This is a genomic window from Flavobacterium sp. WC2421, from assembly GCF_040822115.1.
Taxonomy (GTDB): Bacteria; Bacteroidota; Bacteroidia; order Flavobacteriales; family Flavobacteriaceae; genus Flavobacterium.
The window spans coordinates 1957762-1975521 of sequence record NZ_CP162004.1; the positions used below are offsets into that span (position 1 = coordinate 1957762).

Genomic DNA, 17760 nt, shown 5'->3' on the forward strand with positions numbered 1-17760 from the left:
ATTGTTCAATAGATTTTTATCGTAAGATAAACAATCATTGAAAAATTGCCCAAAGCAATTATAACTTCTTAAGGTGGTTATTGCGGCGGGGCTCACCTCTTCCCATCCCGAACAGAGTAGTTAAGCCCGCCTGCGCAGATGGTACTGCAGTTATGTGGGAGAGTATGTCGTCGCCTTTCTTTAAAAACCCTATTCATTTATGTGAATAGGGTTTTTTTGTGCGCAAAAAAAATCGATTTTTCTTCAAGGAATGGGTATTAGAGAAGAAATAGTAATCCTAATGATTTATGTGTTTTCAGAACAATATATCTAATCCAACCGTAGTTCGGCAGATTTTGCTATGTAAATCACCTTTTTTTCTGAATATAAAAATGTACCAAAGCAGTAATTATTAGATTTTGGTATGGGTAATAGTTTTATTATTTATAGTGACGAAAGCATTTGTTATGTAATGAAGTGGTTTTTGATTGAGATTAAATAAGGGAATATCAACTTAATATATTTTAGTCTGACAATTGACTTTAGTTTAATTTATTCTCTAGTAAATAAGTCAATAGGAACATAAACGAAATTCTCACTGAATTATAACACTAAAGGTTTGGAATGTATTTTTACTGCAAACAATTTACGGGTATTTTTGAATGATTCGATGACAGTATCCGATTTTCGTGGTTAGACTAAAAAAATCAGACCTCTCAAGGGTTCATCCAATTGTTATTGAAATTTAAATGGAACAGGAGTTGTCTAAAGTGGATTTCTTAATTTCATTTTGCATTCTTTTAAAAGAATATTTTTGGATAAGAGCTACGAGAGTATTGCTTTGTTATGTCAATGAAGCGCGGTTTGGGTAAAGATTGGAACTGATTGCTGACGATTTTAAGGACTTGCTTTGCTTTAGGGAGTTGCTACTGTCTGTTTTTGGTTTTTGATTTAGGGTTGATCAGACTTTAAAAGGGGCTTGGGCGTATCTCATATGGTCATTCTTTTTTTTAGAGAAGCTTTTTTGGGATAAAATACGATTGAAAGAGCGGAGTTAGTCTGTCTTGTTAGGACGATAGAAGTGCTATTGGGAAAGGCTATATTTTGCGGAGGTAGTTCAAACTGCTTTATTAAAGCTTCTCTGTCGATAAGGGAGTATTGGATGGATAAAAAAACTTTATTTAAAATACGGGTTTTCAACAACTTAAAAACAAAGTTTCGAAAAGGTTAAAAAAAAGGCATTAAAAGTATTGAATAACGGTATAAAGGTGTTATTTTTGCACCCGCAACAACGCAGACGTTCTTTAAAATACTGGCAAGCAAACGGAATTAATTAGGAAATTTATTTTCTAAAAAAGTTTCAAAAAAGCTTGTGAGGTTTAAAAGTAATATCTACTTTTGCACCCGCTTCGAGCGACACGTTAAGTGTTGCTACGAGTGGAAAACAAGATAAGACACGTTCCTAGACATATTGAATTGACAGCCGTTTTTGAGAGAGATTTCAAAGACAAAAGAATAAGAGTAATAGAATCGAGAGATTTGAAAAAACCACTAGACCTTCAGTCAAAAATAAATAGAGAATCATTTATGGTTCTCGCATAATATACGATGAAGAGTTTGATCCTGGCTCAGGATGAACGCTAGCGGCAGGCTTAACACATGCAAGTCGAGGGGTATAGTTCTTCGGAATTAGAGACCGGCGCACGGGTGCGTAACGCGTATGCAATCTACCTTTCACAAAGGGATAGCCCAGAGAAATTTGGATTAATACCTCATAGTATAATTGAATGGCATCATTTAATTATTAAAGATTTATCGGTGAAAGATGAGCATGCGTCCCATTAGCTAGTTGGTATGGTAACGGCATACCAAGGCTACGATGGGTAGGGGTCCTGAGAGGGAGATCCCCCACACTGGTACTGAGACACGGACCAGACTCCTACGGGAGGCAGCAGTGAGGAATATTGGACAATGGGCGCAAGCCTGATCCAGCCATGCCGCGTGCAGGATGACGGTCCTATGGATTGTAAACTGCTTTTATACGAGAAGAAACACTCCTTCGTGAAGGAGCTTGACGGTATCGTAAGAATAAGGATCGGCTAACTCCGTGCCAGCAGCCGCGGTAATACGGAGGATCCAAGCGTTATCCGGAATCATTGGGTTTAAAGGGTCCGTAGGCGGTTTAGTAAGTCAGTGGTGAAAGCCCATCGCTCAACGGTGGAACGGCCATTGATACTGCTAGACTTGAATTATTAGGAAGTAACTAGAATATGTAGTGTAGCGGTGAAATGCTTAGAGATTACATGGAATACCAATTGCGAAGGCAGGTTACTACTAATATATTGACGCTGATGGACGAAAGCGTGGGTAGCGAACAGGATTAGATACCCTGGTAGTCCACGCCGTAAACGATGGATACTAGCTGTTGGGAGCAATCTCAGTGGCTAAGCGAAAGTGATAAGTATCCCACCTGGGGAGTACGAACGCAAGTTTGAAACTCAAAGGAATTGACGGGGGCCCGCACAAGCGGTGGAGCATGTGGTTTAATTCGATGATACGCGAGGAACCTTACCAAGGCTTAAATGTAGATTGACCGGTTTGGAAACAGACTTTTCGCAAGACAATTTACAAGGTGCTGCATGGTTGTCGTCAGCTCGTGCCGTGAGGTGTCAGGTTAAGTCCTATAACGAGCGCAACCCCTGTTGTTAGTTGCCAGCGAGTCATGTCGGGAACTCTAACGAGACTGCCAGTGCAAACTGTGAGGAAGGTGGGGATGACGTCAAATCATCACGGCCCTTACGCCTTGGGCTACACACGTGCTACAATGGCCGGTACAGAGAGCAGCCACTGGGCGACCAGGAGCGAATCTACAAAACCGGTCACAGTTCGGATCGGAGTCTGCAACTCGACTCCGTGAAGCTGGAATCGCTAGTAATCGGATATCAGCCATGATCCGGTGAATACGTTCCCGGGCCTTGTACACACCGCCCGTCAAGCCATGGAAGCTGGGGGTGCCTGAAGTCGGTGACCGCAAGGAGCTGCCTAGGGTAAAACTGGTAACTAGGGCTAAGTCGTAACAAGGTAGCCGTACCGGAAGGTGCGGCTGGAACACCTCCTTTCTAGAGCCTTAGTGTTAGCTTATTTATAAGCACGGTAGGGAAAGAGACTAAAAGAGAAAGTGGAAACAAAGATTAAGAATTTATTACTCTTGCTGTTAGTTCAAATAATACAATTTAAGAATAAGAGTGTCTCGTAGCTCAGCTGGTTAGAGTACTACACTGATAATGTAGGGGTCGACAGTTCGAGTCTGTCCGAGACAACTATTTATACTTAAATAAAAAGAAGAAATCTGGAGTTGAGAAATCATGGATCAAAGATTCATGCTTAATTAATTCACAATTCATAAATAGATTGGGGGATTAGCTCAGCTGGCTAGAGCGCCTGCCTTGCACGCAGGAGGTCAACGGTTCGACTCCGTTATTCTCCACAAATCAAAAGTTGATACGTTGATTTGTTAAATCGGTTAAACGATTAAACGAAAAAACGATTAAACTAGCGATAAAAGTTCATTGACATATTGAGATAAGAAAAATATAAAAAGTAGAAAGCGTTTTTTACTATTTATAGTAGAAAACAAACAAAAACGGTCCTAATTAATTTTAGGATTGGTACAATAAGCAAAATAAGGGCGTATGGGGGATGCCTTGGCTCTCAGAGGCGATGAAAGGCGTGATAAGCTGCGAAAAGCTACGGGGACGGGCACACACCGATTGATCCGTAGATACCTGAATGGGGCAACCCACTAGATTGAAGATCTAGTACACCGATAGGTGGGCAAACCCGCTGAACTGAAACATCTAAGTAGGCGGAGGAGAAGAAAACAAAAGTGATTCCGTAAGTAGTGGCGAGCGAACGCGGATTAGCCCAAACCAATGTTGTTACGGCAATGTTGGGGTTGTAGGACCACGATATTTAATGTAAAACGAACTAGAATCTACTGGAAAGTAGAACCAAAGAGGGTGATAGTCCTGTATAGGTAAGTGATATAATTGATAGTGGTATCCTGAGTAGGGCGGGACACGAGAAATCCTGTCTGAATTTGGCGGGACCATCCGCTAAGGCTAAATACTCCTGAGAGACCGATAGTGAACCAGTACCGTGAGGGAAAGGTGAAAAGAACCGTGAATAACGGAGTGAAATAGATCCTGAAACCATACGCTTACAAGCGGTCGGAGCCCTTTCGTGGGGTGACGGCGTGCCTTTTGCATAATGAGCCTACGAGTTAACGTTGCTGGCAAGGATAAGTGGTTAAGCCACGGATCCGTAGCGAAAGCGAGTCTGAATAGGGCGCTTTAGTCAGTAGTGTTAGACGCGAAACCGTGTGATCTACCCATGGACAGGTTGAAGCTGTGGTAACACATAGTGGAGGACCGAACCCGTTGACGTTGAAAAGTCTTGGGATGATCTGTGGGTAGGGGTGAAAGGCCAATCAAACTCGGAAATAGCTCGTACTCCCCGAAATGCATTTAGGTGCAGCGTTAGTTATAAAGTTATATAGAGGTAGAGCTACTGATTGGATGCGGGGGCTTCACCGCCTACCAATTCCTGACAAACTCCGAATGCTATATAATGTTCACTAACAGTGAGGGCTTGGGTGCTAAGGTCCAAGTCCGAGAGGGAAAGAACCCAGACCATCAGCTAAGGTCCCCAAATATATACTAAGTTGAAAGAACGAGGTTTGTCTGCATAGACAGCTAGGATGTTGGCTTGGAAGCAGCCATTCATTTAAAGAGTGCGTAACAGCTCACTAGTCGAGCGGACGAGCATGGATAATAATCGGGCATAAGTATATTACCGAAGCTATGGATTTACAATTTATTGTAAGTGGTAGGGGAGCATTCTCACAGGGTAGAAGGTGTATCGTAAGGTATGCTGGACCGGTGAGAAAAGAAAATGTAGGCATAAGTAACGATAATGCGGGCGAGAAACCCGCACACCGAAAGACTAAGGTTTCCACAGCTATGCTAATCAGCTGTGGGTTAGTCGGGACCTAAGGCGAACCCGAAAGGGACAGTCGATGGACAACGGGTTAATATTCCCGTACTACTGTTAACTGTGATGGGGTGACGGAGTGATGAAAGTGCCGCGAACTGACGGAATAGTTCGTTGAAGTACCTACCTATAAGACCCGCAGGCAAATCCACGGGTTTTGGGGAAATACGATAGTACTCGGCGTCTTCGGACAAAGAGATAGTGCACCTAAGGGCTTCCAAGAAAAACCTCTAAACTTCAGGTTAATAGTACCCGTACCGCAAACCGACACAGGTAGTCGAGATGAGAATTCTAAGGTGCTCGAGAGATTCATGGCTAAGGAATTAGGCAAAATAGACCCGTAACTTCGGGAGAAGGGTCGCCAGCAGCAATGCTGGCCGCAGTGAAGAGGTCCAGGCGACTGTTTATCAAAAACACAGGGCTCTGCAAAATCGTAAGATGAAGTATAGGGCCTGACACCTGCCCGGTGCTGGAAGGTTAAGTGGAGATGTTATGGGTAACCAGAAGCATTGAAATGAAGCCCCAGTAAACGGCGGCCGTAACTATAACGGTCCTAAGGTAGCGAAATTCCTTGTCGGGTAAGTTCCGACCTGCACGAATGGTGTAACGATCTGGACACTGTCTCAGCCATGAGCTCGGTGAAATTGTAGTAACGGTGAAGATGCCGTTTACCCGCAGTGGGACGAAAAGACCCTGTGCACCTTTACTATAGCTTAGTATTGACCTTGGATAAATGATGTGTAGGATAGGTTGGAGACTGTGAAGTGGCGTCGCTAGGCGTTGTGGAGTCATTGTTGAAATACAACCCTTTGTTTATCTGAGGCCTAACCCCGTTTTGCGGGGGACATTGCTTGGTGGGTAGTTTGACTGGGGTGGTCGCCTCCAAAAGAGTAACGGAGGCTTCTAAAGGTTCCCTCAGTACGCTTGGTAACCGTGCGTAGAGTGCAATGGCATAAGGGAGCTTGACTGAGAGACATACAGGTCGATCAGGTACGAAAGTAGAGCATAGTGATCCGGTGGTTCCGCATGGAAGGGCCATCGCTCAAAGGATAAAAGGTACGCCGGGGATAACAGGCTGATCTCCCCCAAGAGCTCATATCGACGGGGGGGTTTGGCACCTCGATGTCGGCTCGTCACATCCTGGGGCTGGAGAAGGTCCCAAGGGTTGGGCTGTTCGCCCATTAAAGTGGCACGCGAGCTGGGTTCAGAACGTCGTGAGACAGTTCGGTCTCTATCTACTGTGGGCGCAAGAAATTTGAGTGGATCTGATTCTAGTACGAGAGGACCGAATTGGACAAACCTCTAGTGTATCTGTTGTCACGCCAGTGGCATGGCAGAGTAGCTACGTTTGGAAGGGATAAGCGCTGAAAGCATATAAGCGCGAAACCCACCACAAGATGAGATTTCTTTTAAGGATCGTGGGAGATGACCACGTTGATAGGCTATAGATGTAAAGGCAGTAATGTCATAGTCGAGTAGTACTAATAATCCGTAAGCTTATGTACACCTTTCCAGCCTCGCAAGAGGCTGGGGAAACTTTCTAATTCCTAGATTCGTTCAGGAACTAATATTTTTTTCTTTATCTCAGTATGTTAAGATATTGTTCAATAGATTTTTATCGTAAGATAAACAATCATTGAAAAATTGCCCAAAGCAATTATAACTTCTTAAGGTGGTTATTGCGGCGGGGCTCACCTCTTCCCATCCCGAACAGAGTAGTTAAGCCCGCCTGCGCAGATGGTACTGCAGTTATGTGGGAGAGTATGTCGTCGCCTTTCTTTAAAAACCCTATTCATTTATGTGAATAGGGTTTTTTTGTGCGCAAAAAAAATCGATTTTTCTTCAAGGAATGGGTATTAGAGAAGAAATAGTAATCCTAATGATTTATGTGTTTTCAGAACAATATATCTAATCCAACCGTAGTTCGGCAGATTTTGCTATGTAAATCACCTTTTTTTCTGAATATAAAAATGTACCAAAGCAGTAATTATTAGATTTTGGTATGGGTAATAGTTTTATTATTTATAGTGACGAAAGCATTTGTTATGTAATGAAGTGGTTTTTGATTGAGATTAAATAAGGGAATATCAACTTAATATATTTTAGTCTGACAATTGACTTTAGTTTAATTTATTCTCTAGTAAATAAGTCAATAGGAACATAAACGAAATTCTCACTGAATTATAACACTAAAGGTTTGGAATGTATTTTTACTGCAAACAATTTACGGGTATTTTTGAATGATTCGATGACAGTATCCGATTTTCGTGGTTAGACTAAAAAAATCAGACCTCTCAAGGGTTCATCCAATTGTTATTGAAATTTAAATGGAACAGGAGTTGTCTAAAGTGGATTTCTTAATTTCATTTTGCATTCTTTTAAAAGAATATTTTTGGATAAGAGCTACGAGAGTATTGCTTTGTTATGTCAATGAAGCGCGGTTTGGGTAAAGATTGGAACTGATTGCTGACGATTTTAAGGACTTGCTTTGCTTTAGGGAGTTGCTACTGTCTGTTTTTGGTTTTTGATTTAGGGTTGATCAGACTTTAAAAGGGGCTTGGGCGTATCTCATATGGTCATTCTTTTTTTTAGAGAAGCTTTTTTGGGATAAAATACGATTGAAAGAGCGGAGTTAGTCTGTCTTGTTAGGACGATAGAAGTGCTATTGGGAAAGGCTATATTTTGCGGAGGTAGTTCAAACTGCTTTATTAAAGCTTCTCTGTCGATAAGGGAGTATTGGATGGATAAAAAAACTTTATTTAAAATACGGGTTTTCAACAACTTAAAAACAAAGTTTCGAAAAGGTTAAAAAAAAGGCATTAAAAGTATTGAATAACGGTATAAAGGTGTTATTTTTGCACCCGCAACAACGCAGACGTTCTTTAAAATACTGGCAAGCAAACGGAATTAATTAGGAAATTTATTTTCTAAAAAAGTTTCAAAAAAGCTTGTGAGGTTTAAAAGTAATATCTACTTTTGCACCCGCTTCGAGCGACACGTTAAGTGTTGCTACGAGTGGAAAACAAGATAAGACACGTTCCTAGACATATTGAATTGACAGCCGTTTTTGAGAGAGATTTCAAAGACAAAAGAATAAGAGTAATAGAATCGAGAGATTTGAAAAAACCACTAGACCTTCAGTCAAAAATAAATAGAGAATCATTTATGGTTCTCGCATAATATACGATGAAGAGTTTGATCCTGGCTCAGGATGAACGCTAGCGGCAGGCTTAACACATGCAAGTCGAGGGGTATAGTTCTTCGGAATTAGAGACCGGCGCACGGGTGCGTAACGCGTATGCAATCTACCTTTCACAAAGGGATAGCCCAGAGAAATTTGGATTAATACCTCATAGTATAATTGAATGGCATCATTTAATTATTAAAGATTTATCGGTGAAAGATGAGCATGCGTCCCATTAGCTAGTTGGTATGGTAACGGCATACCAAGGCTACGATGGGTAGGGGTCCTGAGAGGGAGATCCCCCACACTGGTACTGAGACACGGACCAGACTCCTACGGGAGGCAGCAGTGAGGAATATTGGACAATGGGCGCAAGCCTGATCCAGCCATGCCGCGTGCAGGATGACGGTCCTATGGATTGTAAACTGCTTTTATACGAGAAGAAACACTCCTTCGTGAAGGAGCTTGACGGTATCGTAAGAATAAGGATCGGCTAACTCCGTGCCAGCAGCCGCGGTAATACGGAGGATCCAAGCGTTATCCGGAATCATTGGGTTTAAAGGGTCCGTAGGCGGTTTAGTAAGTCAGTGGTGAAAGCCCATCGCTCAACGGTGGAACGGCCATTGATACTGCTAGACTTGAATTATTAGGAAGTAACTAGAATATGTAGTGTAGCGGTGAAATGCTTAGAGATTACATGGAATACCAATTGCGAAGGCAGGTTACTACTAATATATTGACGCTGATGGACGAAAGCGTGGGTAGCGAACAGGATTAGATACCCTGGTAGTCCACGCCGTAAACGATGGATACTAGCTGTTGGGAGCAATCTCAGTGGCTAAGCGAAAGTGATAAGTATCCCACCTGGGGAGTACGAACGCAAGTTTGAAACTCAAAGGAATTGACGGGGGCCCGCACAAGCGGTGGAGCATGTGGTTTAATTCGATGATACGCGAGGAACCTTACCAAGGCTTAAATGTAGATTGACCGGTTTGGAAACAGACTTTTCGCAAGACAATTTACAAGGTGCTGCATGGTTGTCGTCAGCTCGTGCCGTGAGGTGTCAGGTTAAGTCCTATAACGAGCGCAACCCCTGTTGTTAGTTGCCAGCGAGTCATGTCGGGAACTCTAACGAGACTGCCAGTGCAAACTGTGAGGAAGGTGGGGATGACGTCAAATCATCACGGCCCTTACGCCTTGGGCTACACACGTGCTACAATGGCCGGTACAGAGAGCAGCCACTGGGCGACCAGGAGCGAATCTACAAAACCGGTCACAGTTCGGATCGGAGTCTGCAACTCGACTCCGTGAAGCTGGAATCGCTAGTAATCGGATATCAGCCATGATCCGGTGAATACGTTCCCGGGCCTTGTACACACCGCCCGTCAAGCCATGGAAGCTGGGGGTGCCTGAAGTCGGTGACCGCAAGGAGCTGCCTAGGGTAAAACTGGTAACTAGGGCTAAGTCGTAACAAGGTAGCCGTACCGGAAGGTGCGGCTGGAACACCTCCTTTCTAGAGCCTTAGTGTTAGCTTATTTATAAGCACGGTAGGGAAAGAGACTAAAAGAGAAAGTGGAAACAAAGATTAAGAATTTATTACTCTTGCTGTTAGTTCAAATAATACAATTTAAGAATAAGAGTGTCTCGTAGCTCAGCTGGTTAGAGTACTACACTGATAATGTAGGGGTCGACAGTTCGAGTCTGTCCGAGACAACTATTTATACTTAAATAAAAAGAAGAAATCTGGAGTTGAGAAATCATGGATCAAAGATTCATGCTTAATTAATTCACAATTCATAAATAGATTGGGGGATTAGCTCAGCTGGCTAGAGCGCCTGCCTTGCACGCAGGAGGTCAACGGTTCGACTCCGTTATTCTCCACAAATCAAAAGTTGATACGTTGATTTGTTAAATCGGTTAAACGATTAAACGAAAAAACGATTAAACTAGCGATAAAAGTTCATTGACATATTGAGATAAGAAAAATATAAAAAGTAGAAAGCGTTTTTTACTATTTATAGTAGAAAACAAACAAAAACGGTCCTAATTAATTTTAGGATTGGTACAATAAGCAAAATAAGGGCGTATGGGGGATGCCTTGGCTCTCAGAGGCGATGAAAGGCGTGATAAGCTGCGAAAAGCTACGGGGACGGGCACACACCGATTGATCCGTAGATACCTGAATGGGGCAACCCACTAGATTGAAGATCTAGTACACCGATAGGTGGGCAAACCCGCTGAACTGAAACATCTAAGTAGGCGGAGGAGAAGAAAACAAAAGTGATTCCGTAAGTAGTGGCGAGCGAACGCGGATTAGCCCAAACCAATGTTGTTACGGCAATGTTGGGGTTGTAGGACCACGATATTTAATGTAAAACGAACTAGAATCTACTGGAAAGTAGAACCAAAGAGGGTGATAGTCCTGTATAGGTAAGTGATATAATTGATAGTGGTATCCTGAGTAGGGCGGGACACGAGAAATCCTGTCTGAATTTGGCGGGACCATCCGCTAAGGCTAAATACTCCTGAGAGACCGATAGTGAACCAGTACCGTGAGGGAAAGGTGAAAAGAACCGTGAATAACGGAGTGAAATAGATCCTGAAACCATACGCTTACAAGCGGTCGGAGCCCTTTCGTGGGGTGACGGCGTGCCTTTTGCATAATGAGCCTACGAGTTAACGTTGCTGGCAAGGATAAGTGGTTAAGCCACGGATCCGTAGCGAAAGCGAGTCTGAATAGGGCGCTTTAGTCAGTAGTGTTAGACGCGAAACCGTGTGATCTACCCATGGACAGGTTGAAGCTGTGGTAACACATAGTGGAGGACCGAACCCGTTGACGTTGAAAAGTCTTGGGATGATCTGTGGGTAGGGGTGAAAGGCCAATCAAACTCGGAAATAGCTCGTACTCCCCGAAATGCATTTAGGTGCAGCGTTAGTTATAAAGTTATATAGAGGTAGAGCTACTGATTGGATGCGGGGGCTTCACCGCCTACCAATTCCTGACAAACTCCGAATGCTATATAATGTTCACTAACAGTGAGGGCTTGGGTGCTAAGGTCCAAGTCCGAGAGGGAAAGAACCCAGACCATCAGCTAAGGTCCCCAAATATATACTAAGTTGAAAGAACGAGGTTTGTCTGCATAGACAGCTAGGATGTTGGCTTGGAAGCAGCCATTCATTTAAAGAGTGCGTAACAGCTCACTAGTCGAGCGGACGAGCATGGATAATAATCGGGCATAAGTATATTACCGAAGCTATGGATTTACAATTTATTGTAAGTGGTAGGGGAGCATTCTCACAGGGTAGAAGGTGTATCGTAAGGTATGCTGGACCGGTGAGAAAAGAAAATGTAGGCATAAGTAACGATAATGCGGGCGAGAAACCCGCACACCGAAAGACTAAGGTTTCCACAGCTATGCTAATCAGCTGTGGGTTAGTCGGGACCTAAGGCGAACCCGAAAGGGACAGTCGATGGACAACGGGTTAATATTCCCGTACTACTGTTAACTGTGATGGGGTGACGGAGTGATGAAAGTGCCGCGAACTGACGGAATAGTTCGTTGAAGTACCTACCTATAAGACCCGCAGGCAAATCCACGGGTTTTGGGGAAATACGATAGTACTCGGCGTCTTCGGACAAAGAGATAGTGCACCTAAGGGCTTCCAAGAAAAACCTCTAAACTTCAGGTTAATAGTACCCGTACCGCAAACCGACACAGGTAGTCGAGATGAGAATTCTAAGGTGCTCGAGAGATTCATGGCTAAGGAATTAGGCAAAATAGACCCGTAACTTCGGGAGAAGGGTCGCCAGCAGCAATGCTGGCCGCAGTGAAGAGGTCCAGGCGACTGTTTATCAAAAACACAGGGCTCTGCAAAATCGTAAGATGAAGTATAGGGCCTGACACCTGCCCGGTGCTGGAAGGTTAAGTGGAGATGTTATGGGTAACCAGAAGCATTGAAATGAAGCCCCAGTAAACGGCGGCCGTAACTATAACGGTCCTAAGGTAGCGAAATTCCTTGTCGGGTAAGTTCCGACCTGCACGAATGGTGTAACGATCTGGACACTGTCTCAGCCATGAGCTCGGTGAAATTGTAGTAACGGTGAAGATGCCGTTTACCCGCAGTGGGACGAAAAGACCCTGTGCACCTTTACTATAGCTTAGTATTGACCTTGGATAAATGATGTGTAGGATAGGTTGGAGACTGTGAAGTGGCGTCGCTAGGCGTTGTGGAGTCATTGTTGAAATACAACCCTTTGTTTATCTGAGGCCTAACCCCGTTTTGCGGGGGACATTGCTTGGTGGGTAGTTTGACTGGGGTGGTCGCCTCCAAAAGAGTAACGGAGGCTTCTAAAGGTTCCCTCAGTACGCTTGGTAACCGTGCGTAGAGTGCAATGGCATAAGGGAGCTTGACTGAGAGACATACAGGTCGATCAGGTACGAAAGTAGAGCATAGTGATCCGGTGGTTCCGCATGGAAGGGCCATCGCTCAAAGGATAAAAGGTACGCCGGGGATAACAGGCTGATCTCCCCCAAGAGCTCATATCGACGGGGGGGTTTGGCACCTCGATGTCGGCTCGTCACATCCTGGGGCTGGAGAAGGTCCCAAGGGTTGGGCTGTTCGCCCATTAAAGTGGCACGCGAGCTGGGTTCAGAACGTCGTGAGACAGTTCGGTCTCTATCTACTGTGGGCGCAAGAAATTTGAGTGGATCTGATTCTAGTACGAGAGGACCGAATTGGACAAACCTCTAGTGTATCTGTTGTCACGCCAGTGGCATGGCAGAGTAGCTACGTTTGGAAGGGATAAGCGCTGAAAGCATATAAGCGCGAAACCCACCACAAGATGAGATTTCTTTTAAGGATCGTGGGAGATGACCACGTTGATAGGCTATAGATGTAAAGGCAGTAATGTCATAGTCGAGTAGTACTAATAATCCGTAAGCTTATGTACACCTTTCCAGCCTCGCAAGAGGCTGGGGAAACTTTCTAATTCCTAGATTCGTTCAGGAACTAATATTTTTTTCTTTATCTCAGTATGTTAAGATATTGTTCAATAGATTTTTATCATAAGATAAACAATCATTGAAAAATTGCCCAAAGCAATTATAACTTCTTAAGGTGGTTATTGCGGCGGGGCTCACCTCTTCCCATCCCGAACAGAGTAGTTAAGCCCGCCTGCGCAGATGGTACTGCAGTTATGTGGGAGAGTATGTCGTCGCCTTTCTTTAAAAACCCTATTCATTTATGTGAATAGGGTTTTTTTGTGCGCAAAAAAATCGTTTTTTCTTCAAGGAATGGATATTAGAGAAGAAATGGCAATCCTAATGATTTAATCGAAGGGGTTTTTATTCCGTTTTTAAAGTAACTGCATATTTTATTTATTTTTTAATTCTTACTTGCATCGCATAATCATAAGTATCAAGGGAATTGAATGATATTTTTTCGGTTTCAACAAAAGATAAATAGTTCCGTATTTTTTCTTCCGTAAAACGCTGAGACCAGAAACCTTCTTTTGTAGCGGTAAAACTATCTTTAGCATCTGTGATTATTGTCATTCCCATTTTTTTATAGGAATGTTCTTGTTTAAGTCTAGTTTTATCATTGTCAATGTAGCATGCACCTATTACTATTTCCCCTCCAGAGCGCAACAACTTGTATAAATTTGAAAATATAATTTCGAATTTTTCATTTTTTGATAGATCAAACCGCTTCTCTGATGGGTTATAGCTTTCAAAATTAAAATTATCAGGGTAAAAGTTGCCAGCCGTAAACCAGGTGATAATAATTATATCATATTTTTTCTTCCATTTATCTAAGTTGATGGCGTCTTCAAGATAGACCGCTACTTTATCATCAATTTTTAATTCTTTTGCTGTCTGTCTTGACAGTATTACACATGCTTCGGCATTATCAGTGCCGTCAAAGGAATCCACCATATCCCACATTTCAGGGATACCACTAAGATGCTTTGCTATTCTGGCATTTCCTATTCCGATATCAAGAATAGACAAAGGTGTTTTCTTTCTTTGATACAATTCTGTAATGACCTTTTTAAGTTCTACAAATTCTGCCCATTGTGCTTGAATTAATTCTTCTGACAAGTAATTTTTATCCCAAGATTTCTGAAAAATTTCTTTGTTATCATATATTTCCATTATTTGTGTTTTTAGAAGATAATTCACAATTTAAATTTAAACCATTTTGGATAGTGTGTAGAAATAATTGGATTGTTTTATAATTAAATATAATCATAAAAGTTATTATTATATTAATTCTTTCTCTTATTTGTTTCATATTTTCGGTTTCTGAAATCTATAATGTATTTTTGTTGTTATAAAATTTTATTATGAAGAAAATATTTTTGTTTTTGGCTGTTATTATCATGTCAAATTTACAAGCACAGGAGAGACCTAAATTGGTAGTAGGTATTGTTGTTGATCAAATGAAAATGGAATATTTATATCGTTTTTCGAATGATTTTTCAAATGATGGTTTCAAAAGATTAATGGGAAATGGATATACTTTTCAAAATATGCATTATAATTATATGCCCACTTATACTGCTCCTGGGCATGCCTCAATTTATACAGGTACAACTCCGGCAATTCATGGTATTGTAAGTAATGAGTGGTTTAGTAGAAAATTGGGTAAAGAGATGTATTGCACAGATGATGCAAGTGTGAACACTGTAGGGGATGGAACTAAAGAAGAAGGTGAGATGTCTCCTAAAAATCTTTTAACGACTACAATTACTGATGAGTTGAGAATGGGTACTAATTTTAAAGGTAAGGTAATCGGTTTGAGTCTTAAAGATCGTGGTGCTATATTACCTGCTGGTCATTTTGCAAATTGGGCTTTTTGGTACAGTAAAACAGGTTCTTTTATTTCTAGTTCTTTTTATGGTGAAAAATTACCTGATTGGGTTCAAAAATTCAATGATGAAAAGCATTATATGTCATATATCAATAAAGGATGGGATTTATTGAAACCAAAAGCTACTTATGATGAAAGTTTAGAGGATAATAATCCTTATGAAGGGAAGTTATATAATAGTGTGGCTCCCGTTTTTCCTTATAATTTAAAGGATATGTATGCTAAAAATGATGCTGGTGTATTGCGATCTACTCCTTTTGGAAATAATTTATTGGCAGAATTTGCAATGAAAGCTATTGAAAAAGAGGAATTAGGTAAAGATAATATTACAGATTTCCTTACAGTTAGTTTTTCTTCAACAGATTATGTAGGTCATTTATTAGGGCCAAGATCAATGGAACTACAAGATACTTATTTGCGATTAGATCAAACAATTGCTGAGTTTTTGAATTATTTAGATAAAACAGTTGGAAAAGATAATTACTTATTGTTTTTGACTGCTGATCATGCAGGTGCTGAAAATGTAAACTATCTTAAAGATCATAAATACAATGTAAGCAGTATAAGTCCTAAAGATATTAGAAATAATTTAAAGGATTTTTCTGTGAAAACTTTTGGAACGGACTTAGTTTTAAATTATTCAAATTTCAATTTATTTTTTAATGAAGAAATTATTAAAACTAAAAACCTTGATTTAAGTGTAGTAAAAGAGGCTTTTAAAGAATTTTTAATGACTCAGGATTATGTCAAAAGAGTGTATACTGAAGATGAAATTTTAAATTCAACAGGTAATGATTATTTCTTGAACTTTATCGCTAAGGGATATGATGTAACTCAAAATGGCGATTTAGTTATTTTAGATAAACCTGGTTATATCGAGTACCTTGGAACAGGAACTTCTCATGGAACTACTTATACTTATGATACTCACGTTCCCGCTATTTTTTACGGTTGGCATATTAAAAAGGGAGAATCATTTGATAAAAAAGTCATTACTCAAATTGCGCCCACAATCGCGCAGAAGATTAAGGTTTCTTTTCCGAATGGAACTGAAGCAAATGTTCTTGAGGAAGTTTTAAAGGACTAGGTTATGATAGAAACGAAAAAAGGTGTATTTGAAAATACACCTTTTTTTTGATTTTATTTTTAAACAGTAGCTTCTACTGGTAATGGAATTTGATTTTTTAATAAGTCTTCAAATGTTTCATGAGCACGTATTAAGTGACCTTGGCCATTCATCCATAATACTTCAGCTGGTTTGTATCGTGAATTATAATTGGATGCCATTGAATAACAATAAGCACCTGCATTTCTAAAACTTAATATGTCACCTTCTTTTATTTCAGGGATTCTTCTATTGCTTGCAAAAGTATCTGTTTCGCAAATATATCCTACAACGGAATAGAAACGTTCTTTTCCTTTTGGATTTGATATATTGTCAATATGATGTTGAGATCCGTATAACATTGGACGTATTAAATGGTTGAATCCACTATCAACTCCAGCAAATACGGTTGATGTTGTTTGTTTGATTACATTTACTTTTACTAAAAAAGACCCAGCTTCACTCACTAGAAATTTACCTGGTTCGAATATTAATGTCAATTCTTTTCCATACTCTGTACAGAAAGCATTGAATCTTTTAGTTAATTTCTTTCCTAATTCTTCAATATCTGTTTCGATATCGTCTTTTTTGTAAGGCACTTTGAATCCGCTTCCAAAATCTAAGAACTCTAAGTTTTTGAAGTTTTTTGCTGCATCAAATAAAATTTCGGCAGCGTATAAGAATACTTCAATATCTAAAATATCTGAACCAGTATGCATGTGAATACCAACAATGTTCATTTTAGTATTTTCAACAATACGCACTAAATGTGGTAATTGATGAACAGATATTCCAAATTTGCTATCAATATGACCTACTGAAATATTAGCATTTCCACCTGCCATTACGTGAGGATTGATTCGGATACAAACAGGAACATTTGGGTGTTTAGCACCGAATTGCTCCAATATAGATAAGTTATCAATATTGATTTGAACTCCTAAAGCATGTACTTCTTCAATTTCCTCAAGAGATACACCGTTTGGAGTATAAAATATTTTTTCTGGATCATATCCTGCATGAAGTCCTAATTGTACTTCTTGAATTGATACGGTATCAAGTCCCGATCCCATTTCTTTTAATAGTTGTAAAATAGCAACATTAGATAATGCTTTCATTGCATAATTGATGCGTAACTTCTCAACTTTAGAAAATGCTTTTGTTAATCTGTTGTATTGTGATTTTATTTTATCGGCATCATAAACGTATAATGGACTGCCAAATTGTTCTGCTAGCTGAAGTAAGTCTTTTGATTGCATTGTTATATTATTTTTAGCAAATTTATTATTCTTTATTTGTTCTCACAAGCGATTTTACAAATTCTAACAAATTGTAACAAAAAGTTACAAAATAAACAATATTGCTATTTATTTGTGTTATTTTAATTTTTCGGGTGAGGGATGGTAGCGTATAGCCCACAGTCGCTGTAGTTTTTACGAAAGCGACGAGGACTTGAAGCGTACAGCCCGACCATACAGTAACGATAGTGGATGTATGGACACCTCCTAAAACTAAAAAATGACTGCCCAAAAATAGATTTGGCAGTCATTTTATATTGTTTATTTGA

The 17760-nt window shown here is 40.7% G+C and carries 5 protein-coding genes, 4 tRNA genes and 7 rRNA genes; 14 read left to right on the plus strand and 2 right to left on the minus strand.

Annotated features, from left to right (window positions below; all coding sequences use genetic code 11):
* Positions 1-69: 69 nt before the first annotated feature.
* From rrf (AB3G33_RS08455) to rrf (AB3G33_RS08515), 13 genes are all read left to right on the plus strand, one after another.
* Positions 70-179: ribosomal RNA gene (gene rrf / locus AB3G33_RS08455) — 5S ribosomal RNA — on the plus strand.
* Between the two features lie 1237 nt (positions 180-1416).
* On the plus strand, positions 1417-1581 hold the full coding sequence (locus AB3G33_RS08460; protein ID WP_367768211.1) for a hypothetical protein: 165 nt from the start codon (positions 1417-1419) through the stop codon (positions 1579-1581).
* Positions 1582-1584: 3 nt separating this feature from the next.
* Positions 1585-3098, plus strand: a 16S ribosomal RNA gene (locus tag AB3G33_RS08465).
* 127 nt (positions 3099-3225) lie between these two features.
* Positions 3226-3299: transfer RNA gene (locus AB3G33_RS08470), tRNA-Ile, on the plus strand.
* A gap of 93 nt (positions 3300-3392) precedes the next feature.
* Positions 3393-3466, plus strand: a tRNA-Ala gene (locus tag AB3G33_RS08475).
* Positions 3467-3650: 184 nt separating this feature from the next.
* Positions 3651-6536 (plus strand): 23S ribosomal RNA (locus AB3G33_RS08480).
* 163 nt (positions 6537-6699) lie between these two features.
* Positions 6700-6809, plus strand: a 5S ribosomal RNA gene (gene rrf, locus AB3G33_RS08485).
* 1237 nt (positions 6810-8046) lie between these two features.
* Positions 8047-8211 carry a hypothetical protein gene (locus tag AB3G33_RS08490; protein ID WP_367768211.1) on the plus strand — a complete coding sequence of 55 codons (165 nt, stop codon included), beginning with the start codon at positions 8047-8049 and terminating at the stop codon, positions 8209-8211.
* A gap of 3 nt (positions 8212-8214) precedes the next feature.
* Positions 8215-9728 (plus strand): 16S ribosomal RNA (locus tag AB3G33_RS08495).
* 127 nt (positions 9729-9855) lie between these two features.
* Positions 9856-9929: transfer RNA gene (locus AB3G33_RS08500), tRNA-Ile, on the plus strand.
* 93 nt (positions 9930-10022) lie between these two features.
* Positions 10023-10096 (plus strand) — tRNA-Ala (locus tag AB3G33_RS08505).
* 184 nt (positions 10097-10280) lie between these two features.
* Positions 10281-13166, plus strand: a 23S ribosomal RNA gene (locus AB3G33_RS08510).
* A 163-nt stretch (positions 13167-13329) separates the two neighbouring features.
* Positions 13330-13439 (plus strand): 5S ribosomal RNA (rrf, locus tag AB3G33_RS08515).
* Together the 16S, 23S and 5S rRNA genes with 4 tRNA genes alongside form the textbook arrangement of a ribosomal RNA operon.
* 154 nt (positions 13440-13593) lie before the next feature.
* Here the strand turns inward: rrf (AB3G33_RS08515) and AB3G33_RS08520 are convergent.
* Positions 13594-14370 carry a methyltransferase domain-containing protein gene (locus AB3G33_RS08520; RefSeq protein ID WP_367768213.1) on the minus strand — a complete coding sequence of 259 codons (777 nt, stop codon included), beginning with the start codon at positions 14368-14370 and terminating at the stop codon, positions 13594-13596.
* 191 nt (positions 14371-14561) lie between these two features.
* Here AB3G33_RS08520 and pafA point away from each other — a divergent pair, with 191 nt between their 5' ends.
* A complete protein-coding gene (gene pafA, locus AB3G33_RS08525) occupies positions 14562-16175 on the plus strand; it encodes an alkaline phosphatase PafA (protein ID WP_367768216.1) in 1614 nt (537 codons plus the stop codon).
* A 59-nt stretch (positions 16176-16234) separates the two neighbouring features.
* Here the strand turns inward: pafA and lysA are convergent, their stop codons facing one another.
* Complete coding sequence (gene lysA / locus AB3G33_RS08530) at positions 16235-17452, minus strand: diaminopimelate decarboxylase (RefSeq protein ID WP_367768219.1); 1218 nt, start codon at positions 17450-17452, stop codon at positions 16235-16237.
* Positions 17453-17760: the final 308 nt, after the last annotated feature.

What these genes read in the sequence shown, in the direction of transcription:
- lysA (WP_367768219.1), bottom strand. Translation starts at nt 17,452, where the DNA reads ATGCAATCAAAAGACTTACTTCAGCTAGCAGAACAATTTGGCAGTCCA.
- pafA (WP_367768216.1), top strand. Translation starts at nt 14,562, where the DNA reads ATGAAGAAAATATTTTTGTTTTTGGCTGTTATTATCATGTCAAATTTA.
- AB3G33_RS08520 (WP_367768213.1), bottom strand. Translation starts at nt 14,370, where the DNA reads ATGGAAATATATGATAACAAAGAAATTTTTCAGAAATCTTGGGATAAA.